General features: G+C 59.6%; 8 protein-coding genes. 3 read left to right on the forward strand and 5 right to left on the reverse strand.

Going from position 1 to position 10,483, the window contains the following annotated elements:
- Positions 1–88 precede the first annotated feature (88 nt).
- The 5 genes from I0Q12_RS13010 to I0Q12_RS13030 form a co-directional block, all read right to left on the reverse strand.
- Positions 89–373, reverse strand: coding sequence for a hypothetical protein (locus tag I0Q12_RS13010; protein WP_197252314.1), 285 nt, complete (start codon positions 371–373; stop codon positions 89–91).
- Positions 374–695: 322 nt separating this feature from the next.
- Positions 696–3,680 (reverse strand): Z1 domain-containing protein, encoded by a 2,985-nt coding sequence (locus I0Q12_RS13015; RefSeq protein WP_231610555.1) that lies wholly within the window; start codon positions 3,678–3,680, stop codon positions 696–698.
- A 15-nt stretch (positions 3,681–3,695) separates the two neighbouring features.
- On the reverse strand, positions 3,696–4,667 hold the full coding sequence (locus I0Q12_RS13020; RefSeq protein ID WP_197252315.1) for a PD-(D/E)XK motif protein: 972 nt from the start codon (positions 4,665–4,667) through the stop codon (positions 3,696–3,698).
- Complete coding sequence (locus I0Q12_RS13025; protein ID WP_197252316.1) at positions 4,660–6,192, reverse strand: ATP-binding protein; 1,533 nt, start codon at positions 6,190–6,192, stop codon at positions 4,660–4,662. Before I0Q12_RS13025 ends, I0Q12_RS13020 begins: the two co-directional genes overlap by 8 nt.
- 134 nt (positions 6,193–6,326) lie before the next feature.
- Complete coding sequence (locus I0Q12_RS13030) at positions 6,327–7,421, reverse strand: DNA cytosine methyltransferase (RefSeq protein ID WP_197252317.1); 1,095 nt, start codon at positions 7,419–7,421, stop codon at positions 6,327–6,329.
- Between the two features lie 778 nt (positions 7,422–8,199).
- Here I0Q12_RS13030 and I0Q12_RS13035 point away from each other — a divergent pair.
- The 3 genes from I0Q12_RS13035 to I0Q12_RS13045 all read left to right on the forward strand — a co-directional run.
- On the forward strand, positions 8,200–8,778 hold the full coding sequence (locus I0Q12_RS13035) for a TerD family protein (protein ID WP_197252322.1): 579 nt from the start codon (positions 8,200–8,202) through the stop codon (positions 8,776–8,778).
- A 98-nt stretch (positions 8,779–8,876) separates the two neighbouring features.
- Entirely contained in the window at positions 8,877–10,001 is a 1,125-nt protein-coding gene (locus I0Q12_RS13040) for a DUF475 domain-containing protein (protein WP_197252318.1), read from the forward strand.
- 51 nt (positions 10,002–10,052) lie between these two features.
- A partial coding sequence (locus I0Q12_RS13045) for a TerD family protein (protein WP_231610556.1) occupies positions 10,053–10,483 on the forward strand: 431 nt, incomplete at its 3' end.

A 10,483-nucleotide genomic window follows, 5' to 3' on the forward strand; every position in this document is an offset into this window, starting at 1 on the left:
TGAAGATTGCGAAGCGGATGTTCCGGATGCGGCACGCGCGGTGATTCTGGATCGCGCGCTGTGAAGCGCGCGACGTGTGGCACCTGCATCAGGAAGGGCGCAACTCCTGGGGTCGAACTCTTCGATGCGCGAGGTGGTCGAGCACTCGGTCGAGCTGTTCACGCGTCAAGGCCGTGGCGAAACGCTTCTTCTTGCCACCACTCGACGGATGGTCAAGATAGACGAAGGTACGCCGGTGCCCATCGCGCTCGAGCTGCGCAAATCTGTTGTTGCCGTCGAGCGCCAAACCGAACAGATCCGAGACCTCGCGGACCGCCTGCACGCCGATTACCGCAAAGACCCGGGCTTCCGTCGCGGTCGCCAGCACCGTCAATCTCCCGGGTGTGTACTCGGTACTCCAGCGAACCGCGCGGGTCGTACATCCACTCTGGCACCTCGCTCCTCGGTACCGAAGTGCACAGAGGCAGCAGATACAAACCGGCGCAGCTCGCGGACCAACGTGGGTGAATCGGTGACAGAGACGCGCCCGCAAGTTCGAGCCAGCCGCACTACTGCAGGAGTGGATCCCGAACTGAGAACGCGAATTCTTGTGGCTGGCGACCGGCCGCGCGCCTATGTTCCGAAGGCCACTACGAACGAGAGGTCGCCGTGCCCGACCAAGTAGGCCCATGCCCGAGCACGACACCATCCTCCTGCTACGTGTTCTTCACGTTGATAATCGGCGTACCTTCCCGCGACGAGTCGATGGTCGTGAACCTGATAATCCTGCCGTCGCCAGTGCGCGCTGACGCCGGCGCAACGAACGCGAACGCGACGACGAGCTTGCCTGGATCGATCCGTCCGTCATCTCCGATCGCGTGCTGGTTGTCAGGTTCGACAATCGGGTACACCACAATGACACCACGACGAGACCCCGCAAAGGCCTCCGTCTCGGCATTGCCACCGCTGGTCAAACCTCCGGCGATCCGTAGTGGAACAGCACGGTGCTTTGGGTCACTGATCGCACCGAAGAGAGGGTCCCTGCGCCGGCTACGTTGGAACCAGGAAAGCGGTTGGTCACGGTTCCCGATCTGAAGTCCACGCGCTGTGTCGGACCTTTTCGTCCCATTCGACAATCCGAGCTGTGGCGCGAGCACAACCCAGTCGTCGACCTGAGCGTGCTTGCCTCCACTGATCTGCCGAAGGTATGCGAGATGTGGTGCGAATTGGGATGCAGCGCGCCACTTGAGATTCGAAGCGAGCTCCAGAAAGCTTTCTGGCGAGATCATGCCGGTGAAGGCATCGAACTTGTGGCGTACACCGTGCTCGAACTGATACTCGAACCGTCGTGGAAGCTCGGAGAGTTCCTCCAGGACAGGAAGCCAAAGCTGAGTGTTGTACTTCAGATCCGCGACCGCTGTTGGGTATGCCGTCGGCTCCACCCAGTCGCCGGGTGTTGCGATCTCAACGAGTCGCGCGTTGTACATCTTGTTGGGACTCGTCGGCTTCAGCCATGGAAGGTGTTGCGATACCAGGGGCGGCACCTGTGCTGGGGTGATCTGCGGAACGCCGTCTACCATCTCGGAGTACTGGGCGAGCTCCTTGCGGAAGCTCTCCTCATCGAGGCAGATCGCCTCGAACGCCTCGTAGAGGTCGATCTCCTTCTTTCCCACCTTCTCTCCGCGGCCGATGAAGAGCCTGACCAAGTCACGGTAACCATCGCGGAAGCCGAACCAACGGCCCATCTGCATCAAACTTGAAGCGTTGCCTGCACGGCGCCGGAAGTACGTAACCGTAAGCCCTTCCACGGTAAATCCGCGCGACAGCTTCTGGCCACCGATAAGGATCTTCCAAATCGACCGCTTGTCGAAGTCAGCCTCGCCGGTTTCGATGTCCTGGTCGCCGTTGACGACGATGATAGGTTTGTCATCACCACCGATGCGAAAAGTTGCTGGACCGACGTACGGCATGAGTTCCTCATACGAACCCGGTACGGCATAGCCCTCCGCTCGCACCTCGGACACCGGGGCAACGTCGGAATCAAATAAGCTGCGGAGCCGCGAGTGTCCATTGGCGCTCAAATATCCGGCATTGAACCACAGTTTCGTTACCCGGCCCAGGAGCTCCTTGTGATCAGCAGTCCAACCGGATTCGTGAACCAACATAGTGTGATGCTGGTAGAAGCGCTCACCTAAATCGCCTTTGTCCTCGCGGTACAGCTTCATTGCCGCAGTGAGAACGAACATGTCGAGGGCCTTCTGCAGACACGTGTCGTCATCGTCATCGACTACGGAAATATCCCGAATGTGCGCTTTCTCGTTGGAATTGGCGAATGTACGCTCATTGAGCGGCACATCCGAGTCCAGGTCATGGAAGTCGCGCGCACCCATGTAGCCGTAAGGCCTCGACAGCGAGACGATAAAGTCCTTGGGGAAGATATCCTCTGCATCACTCGGATCGACGAACACATTGGCGAACGGCGTAGCCGTGTAGCCCACATATTGTGCACGCGGGAGCATTTTCAACAGATCAGAGATCTTCTGATTGATTGCCGTGCGCTCAGCATTTGGTTTGTTGAGGTCTGTCGTGTTTAGCGATGCTTCATCTGATTCGTCGTCGATGATGAGAACGGGGATCTCCGACAACGGCGTCTTGATCTTATTGAGGTCCTTGACGAGCTTTCCCAGAACCGTCTTGTTCTTCTTGACAACCATGAGCCGCGCGGACGATCTGTGAAGGTTACGCGGATCATACAGAGGAAGGGCGGGTTCCTGCTTTTCGAACTCGAGCGCCACAATGCCATGAAGCAAGCTCTTGTAGTCGTTGTCCCTCGTAGTCATACGGACGATGTCGAACCCTCCAAGGGCAGAAGGAAGGTCGCCGAACTCGAGGAACTTGCGCTGACTCCAAGCGGGATCGTCTGCGTAGTCCGATTCGAACTCACTCCCCCCGCGTACAATGTTCTCTCTACCCACAAGCTCCATATCGATGCGTCGCTGCGTCTGCGCCCGAAGGAGATTCAGCGTTCCGCCGAGAACGATCACCAACCTATATCCGGCATCGATCGACTTGGCAATGACGCCGGTGAAGTTCGCAGTCTTTCCGGACTGCACATAGCCGACCACCAACCCCTTCGATTGGTATGCCTCCACGCGAGTGGGGTCAGCCAAACGTTCGACAACCTGGTCGGACGCGATATCCAGACTAGAAACCGCCTCCTCCGGCCAACCTTTCTTCCCTTCGAGGAGTTTGCGATACGCAGGCCAATACCACGAGCGCCCCTGTTGAGATTCCGGTGTGTACCACGGAACAAACTTGTCACTGATAACTACCGGCGGAACAGCTTTGGACACCGGGATGAGACTGTCGAGGAGTTTGATCGTGCTCTCGTCAATGCCCAGCAGTTTGTACACATCGGCCCGGCGCTCTTCGGTGCGGGGTTGCGACGACGACCAAATAGGTTGGAGTGCGAAGTCCCACTTCGTGAGCTGACGACGCCACAGTTCAACTAATTGATCCGTCGACGAAGCAGAGCTCAATGCGTCCCGGAAGTCCGACTCAGCAGTCAGACTTCCTGCCGCGGGCTCCATATCCTCGGCCTGATAGTCGAGAGCGCGCTGCAACTTCTTGGGCTTACTGGCCGCCATATCAGTCAACGCTGCGCTGTGCAATGCAACTCTAAGGGCACCCATATCGGTCATTTATGTTCCTATTGGTCAGGGAAGTTGGAGTTCTGAGATATCAAATGGATAGTTCTGCGCTTGCGCCAACCCCGTAAGATCGACCTCGTATCTCACGGAATGGATCCGGTCGCTCAGGGATTCGGATCCGACGTCCAGCTGCAATTTCGGCACGGCTGCTGCTGACAAGACAAGTGGGGCGTCGCGCAATGTCCAGCGCTCGTCGGTCTGCGCATCTGCTTCAAGTCGAAATCTCTCCAGCATCTTTGTCACCCGTGCACCGAGCTTGGGCAGTTCCGACATCGCAGCCTTCTGTACTGCATCAATCGATTCGGAGAGGGTACGTCCACCTGCTCCCCCACGGGTCAATCTGATCGACACGAACCACAATGGGCGATCCATAGATTCGATGAGCTGGTCAAGACCATTGATCGAATGGCGACGTCGCTCGGATGATGTCGTCTTCACCTCGATGTCGAACGCCGAGAAGGCGAAGTCGTGCTCTTCAGCTACTGGTCCGGTCCAGGATTCGAGCGCGGTCTCCCATCCGTACTGCATGGCGAGCGCCCACAGCATTGCCAGTTCGCCGTGCAAACCGAGAGAGCGTTGAGCTCCCACCACTCGATGTTGGTCAAGCAGGGCATTCCACGCCTGCAAGGTCTCGCGATATGCCGTGTCGAGAGAGCAATCGTTTCGAACAATCCTATCCGCAACGGAAAGTGCGAGATCATGGAAGTCGCGCATCAACACCGGCGCCGTTGTTCGAATTCGGGCCATGCGTCTGTCGTGATGTCTTACCTCGTCGATCGCGATGGCAGGCATTCTTGACCGAGGCGGCTTTTGATTCTTGTCTAGTTCGACAAACAGCGCGATTTCACGAGCGTTGCCGTCCACTTCATAGCAAACCAACGGACCGCGGTGCTCGTGAGACAATCGATAGCTCGCTGCAAGCGCTTCACCGAGGTAGTACTCGACGGTAGACCATTTGAGGACCGCGCGATCAATCATCGTCGGTCATACGCTCCAGTTCGGCGCGGGCTGCGGAGACCAATACCGATTGCCACAGTTGCAGGTTGTCTTTCTCGCGAGGCCCGCTGTACTCCTTCTCGAAGACCTGATGAAGCATCAGATACATGAGTGACTTGACGACCTGCGCATCGTTGAGCGTTCCGCGTCGCCCTCCGAGGATCGCGGCTCGATAATGCTGGTTCAGGTTGATCGAACGGCCGTCTCGGTCCACCTCGAAGAAGACATCCGTCTCCAGCTTTGTCCATCGCACCGAGATCGGATCCTCGCCGGGAAGGATCGGCAGCTCGTCCTCGATGGTCTCTCGCACCGATGCGTCGATTCCCTTGCCGGCCGGGATGACCTGCTTTCGAACAGTTCCGGACCTCTTACGGGCCTCACGGTAGGTCGTGTCTGCGTCGACAAGGTATTGAGTGAAAAGGCGTCCTTGATCGTCAACGGCCTCTTCCAACGCCGACACCACCTCGGGCGACATCTCCACGCCCTCCTTCTTGACGGTGAGGCGGAAGACCTTCTCCGAACCCGAAGGCAAGTCAACCGCGACGCGAGCCAAGGACAGGTGCTGTTCCGGTTGCCGGAAGTTGTTCCAACCACCTGCCTGCACCAGGCGGTTGTGACGATAGAAATAGAAGCCTTGACGGTCGATGACGGACCCGACGGCTCGGTATTCGTCGAGATTGGATTTCGGGACCCAGATGTGTGCGTCCAGTCCGAGTTGCCCCACCGACGGTACGTCTGCGACAAATTGGCGCGGGTAATCAGGATGTCCGGAAACCGGGTAACCGAATGGATCGAGCGGGACGACACCGAAGTTCATGTATTCCGTGCCGGTCGAAACATCCTCGACCGCAATGGTGATATTGAAATCTTCTCGAGCGAGGAACCGGTGGAGATACAGGCCGAGGTGGAGTCCGAGCTTGTTGATCGTCCGATGCAGGTAGCGATCGGTCTGTCCGCTCCCTCCACGCTGCGGGAAGTTCTTTACCCCATCCCAGCGAATGACCGTGCCTTGCCAGGTGATCGGGCACTGGTAGTAACGATCGATGAGAGTCTGCGCATAATGGGGATCGACGATGTCGCATTGGAAGCTGGAGAGCGCGCGCTCCATGAGCCATCGCCGACCCGAGGGGCGGGTCTTCTTCGTCTTGCTTACGACGGTAACGGCAGACGCGTGGCTCAGAGACGCAGACTTGAGGCCGGTACCGAACATGCCGAGAGCTTGCCGATTGTAGTGCTTCTGCCCACCGACAGTCATTGCGATATCGAGACCGTCGTCGGTCATACCTTCTCCGTCATCGATGATGAGGAGGCTGACCAGTTGGTCACCGTCACGAAGGAAGTGGATGACCACGTCTTTCGCGCCCGCGTCGATTGAGTTGTCGACCAGGTCGGCGATCGCAACCTCGAATCCGTACCCCTGGCTACTGAGCGCCTCCATGTACCTGGCATCAGGGGGCAGGTGCTTCGTGCCGGTTGTAGGGACGTCGAACTTCCAGTCGTCTGCCATGCCCATCCTGTGTCGCACTCTCACTAGTCAGCTGTCGAACCATACTTGTCGGTTCCGACATCCTTGCTAGGACATATGTGCAGCACGCTGGATCCGTTACGCCGCACCGTGAAGGAACCGGTCGATGGAGTTGGTCAGCGACCAACTGCCGCGCGAGGAAGCGTCGAGTTGGACCAACGGGCCTGTACGACGCTTCTGAGAAACGCCTCGTCGACCTTGTACAGTAGCCCCAGGGCAGACGCCAGAATATGCACACCCAGACGCGGTGGAATCGCGTTCCCGATCTGTTGCGCCACGTCGCCACCGCTCCAGGGAAAGTCGGCAGGAAATGTCTGCAGGCGACCTGCCTCTGCCGCAGTGAATCGGTCGACTTCGGCGCCGCGTGCGTCTACAACACGATTCCTCGAGACTTTTCCTGTCACTGTGAATGCAGGCTCAGCCGAAGTGCGCCGTCCTCGCGCCTTCGGATCGCCCCCCGTCCCGTAGTTTGAGACGACCGAGAATCCGTACTTTCTCGTACCTGACAACGCGTCGCCCATGGTGTTCCATGGCTTCAGGTCGGCACAGCCCACCTCTCGAGCGACACCCTTTCTGTAAGGCCGGTGTGTCGGCTCAGGCAAACGAACGTCACGTCCGTAGCCGGCCAGTAAGATCGCGCGACGACGCGTTTGTGGAACGCCGAACTCTTCCGTCCTCAAGACCCCAATGGCAACGCTGTAGCCGAGCCCTTCGAGCACTTCTCCCATGGCGACCCACACAGGCAGCACAGCGGGAACCTGCTCCAACACGATCGCCTCGTACGGCTTGCCGGCACGATGCGCCTGTAGAGCCCAACGAAGCGGCTCGAGAACCAGACCGGTGCGTTCATCATCGAACCGAGCCAACTGGTCGTCGACGTGTTCTCCCACGCTCATCGACTTGACCAACCCAAGTACGCGTTCAAGCGCCACGCGACCAGCGCCCGTTCCAGCGACCGTGTAGGTCTGGCATGGCGGGCCACCTGCAAGGACGTTCGCCTCGGGGAAGTCGTCGGGCCCAAAGGCACGCACGTCACTTTGCAGTGTCTCCAGGCCCGCCGCGTGACGAGTCGCGCACGCATTCACGTCCCATTCGATGCCTACGGTGGGCACCCCGAGCCAGGTAGCAGCCACATCCAGCCCGCCAGGACCGGCGAACAAGTCCACAATGTGGGGATTCTCGACGCTGGCTGGACGGAGGACATCTGTCATGGGTGCTGATTCTATTGGCGAGGGGTGACAAGATCGCGGCCGCATGGACCCACGGCGTGAGACCGCGCCGCATACCTCACAAACGCCGATACCGTGTGAAGCATGTGGCGCTGAAGTGGTCCTCACACCGACGGCGGCTCACTGCGCCGCAGTAACAGTGATCTGGATCATCTACACCCGTTCCGTCACCGTCCCTGCCCACTGCTTCAGCCGGAGCGAGGCGACCATCGGGCCCGGACGTCCGACCTAGAGCGACCAGCAGCCGAACTGACGACATATGGGCCTCGAGAATCGAGGACTAGTAGGCCATCAGGTGCCGAAACGCTCTTTTGCTCAGGACATGGATGACATCGCCAGCGCCGCCGCGGATTGTTTCATCACACCAAGGTCCTCGATCCGCAACTCCGGTACCACTGGTAACAGAAACTCGTTCAGATACCGGGCAAGAGGTCACTTCCGAACAAATAGTTGCACCTGCTATGTTGTCGCTCATCAGTCTGTCGGGGGCTGGCGGTAGTAGCGCACGGTGCAACGGTTCCGTTGTGCCCAATTTCGAAGTTGCAGCTGCAGAAGGAGTTCCACCCGTACGACGTGGTTGATACCCATCAACACGAGCCCAGAGGCCGGCTCTGTTGCGCTCCATACGAACCAGCGGGCGCTTCGTCCCTGACTCGTCCTACTATCCCGTACTGGCCAAACTGTCGGTCGACACCAGTAATGCACTCAGGAGCAGGACCGACTCCGCCTCCCTACTGTGCAGCATCTCGAAAGGACTCGCATGAGCGTCTCACTCGCCAAAGGCGGCAACGTCTCCCTCTCCAAGGCCACAGACAACCTCACCGCCATCACGGTCGGGCTCGGCTGGGACGAGCGCACCACTACCGGTGCGCCCTATGACCTCGATGCGTCTGCTCTGATCACCGGATCGAACTACAAGGTCCTCTCCGACAAGCACTTCGTCTTCTACGGCAATCTTTCGTCCCCCGACGGCACCGTTGAGCACACCGGCGACAACCTCACTGGCGACGGTGACGGTGACGACGAGTCCATCAACGTGGATCTCGTTGCTCTTCCCCCGACGGTCACAAACATCTTCTTTGCCGTCTCGATCTACGACGCCGACGTGCGCAATCAGTCGTTCGGTCACGTTCGCAATGCATACATCCGGATCGTTGATCGCGTCACCGGGGTCGAGCTGGCCCGCTACGACCTGACGGAGGACGCCTCCACCGAGACCGCGATGATCTTCGGCGAGGTTTACCGACACAACAACGAGTGGAAGTTCCGCGCTGTGGGTCAGGGCTATGCGTCCGGTCTCCGAGGCATCGCGCTGGATTACGGCGTCAACGTCGCCTGATTTCGTCAGATTCCGTCCGCGGACGGTAGAGCGGGGTGCCTGCATCAAGTGCGGGCACCCCGCAGCTCTCCCTCACACCATCGAGAAAGGCCACGTCCGTGGTTATGCGCATATTCGGCGCATCGTTCGCCGTCACCGTTGTTGCCCTAGTCGTCGCATTTCTCTACGGCGGGCCTGAAGCACTTCTCCTCGCAGCCATCCTCGGCGTACTCGAAGTCTCCCTGTCGTTCGACAACGCGGTCATCAACGCGACTGTGCTACAGCGGATGAGCGAGTTCTGGCAGAAGATCTTCCTCACCATCGGCATCCTCATCGCCGTCTTCGGCATGCGCCTCGTGTTCCCGCTGGCCATCGTGTGGGCCGCGTCGGGCCTCGGGCCCATCGAGGCGCTGGACCTCGCCTTGAATCCGCCGGCCGACGGCGCCGCATACTTCCCCGACGGAAGCCCCAGTTACGAAACGCTCATCACCGATGCTCACCCGCAAATTGCCGCGTTCGGTGGAATGTTCCTGTTGATGCTGTTCCTCGGCTTCCTCTTCGAGGAGAAGGAAATCACCTGGTTGTCCTGGCTCGAGCGTCCCCTGGAGCGCATCGGCAAGCTCGATCAGCTCGCCGTCGTCGTTGCTAGTGGCATTCTCGTCCTCACCGCAGCGTTCATCGCTCCTGACGGCAAGTCTTCGACCGTGCTGATCGCGGGTATCCTCGGCATGATCACCTACATCCTCGTCAATGGGCTCGGTGAGCTGTTCAACGTCGACGAGGATGGCGAAAGCGCCTCCAACGGTCCGACGGATCTCGCGAAAGCCACCGGCAAGGCCGGCTTCTTCTTGTTCCTCTACCTCGAAGTCCTCGACGCATCCTTCTCGTTCGACGGGGTCATCGGTGCGTTCGCGGTTACCTCCGACCCGATCATCATCGCCCTCGGCCTCGGCTTCATCGGCGCGATGTTCGTTCGCTCGATCACCGTGTACCTCGTCCGCAAGGGCACCCTCGCCGAGTACGTGTACCTGGAGCACGGCGCCCACTGGGCGATCGGTGCGCTGGCGCTGATCCTGTTCTACTCGATCGGCCACCATGTCAGCGAGATCGTCACGGGCCTGACCGGCGTGTTCCTGATCCTCGCGGCACTGGTCACCAGCATCATCCGGAACAAGAACAATCCCGACGACGGCACCGATGCGGACGAGGATCCGCAGCCGGAGACCGTCGCTGTCAACGCCTGACCGGTTCGACGTGCGGACAGCCGGCTCCCCCGGCTGCCCGCACTCATCTGTATGGAAGGAGCCGGCCGCCAGGCCGCACACGTCATGCCTGCACTCCAACCCGGCGCCAACACCGGAATCCACGACGGCGCCGCAACATTGTCGGTTTCCGGCGCCCGTCAGGGCACGGTCGACTTGATGGCTTTTCAACTCACGCCGAACCAGCGTGTGCGGAACGACGACGACTTCATCTTCTACAACCAGCCGAAATCCCCGGAAGGCGCCGTTCGACTGATCGGAGCCGATCGGATCGCACTGGACCTGACGAAGATCCCGGCGGACATTCACGCCCTGTCGATTGCCGTCGCACTGGACGACAGTGTGCAGGGCACGTTGGCAACAGTCGCGGGCCTTGGGGTGACATTCGAGCAACCTGGCGGACATGTCGTGGAGGCACCCGCGACCGGGTTGCGCTCGGAGCGAGCCGCAATTCTGATGGAGGT

This window comes from Rhodococcus sp. CX (genome assembly GCF_015865005.1).
Taxonomy (GTDB): domain Bacteria; phylum Actinomycetota; class Actinomycetes; order Mycobacteriales; family Mycobacteriaceae; genus Rhodococcus.

What these genes read in the sequence shown, in the direction of transcription:
- I0Q12_RS13015 (WP_231610555.1), bottom strand. Translation starts at nt 3,680, where the DNA reads ATGACCGATATGGGTGCCCTTAGAGTTGCATTGCACAGCGCAGCGTTG.
- I0Q12_RS13020 (WP_197252315.1), bottom strand. Translation starts at nt 4,667, where the DNA reads ATGATTGATCGCGCGGTCCTCAAATGGTCTACCGTCGAGTACTACCTC.
- I0Q12_RS13025 (WP_197252316.1), bottom strand. Translation starts at nt 6,192, where the DNA reads ATGGCAGACGACTGGAAGTTCGACGTCCCTACAACCGGCACGAAGCAC.
- I0Q12_RS13030 (WP_197252317.1), bottom strand. Translation starts at nt 7,421, where the DNA reads ATGACAGATGTCCTCCGTCCAGCCAGCGTCGAGAATCCCCACATTGTG.
- I0Q12_RS13035 (WP_197252322.1), top strand. Translation starts at nt 8,200, where the DNA reads ATGAGCGTCTCACTCGCCAAAGGCGGCAACGTCTCCCTCTCCAAGGCC.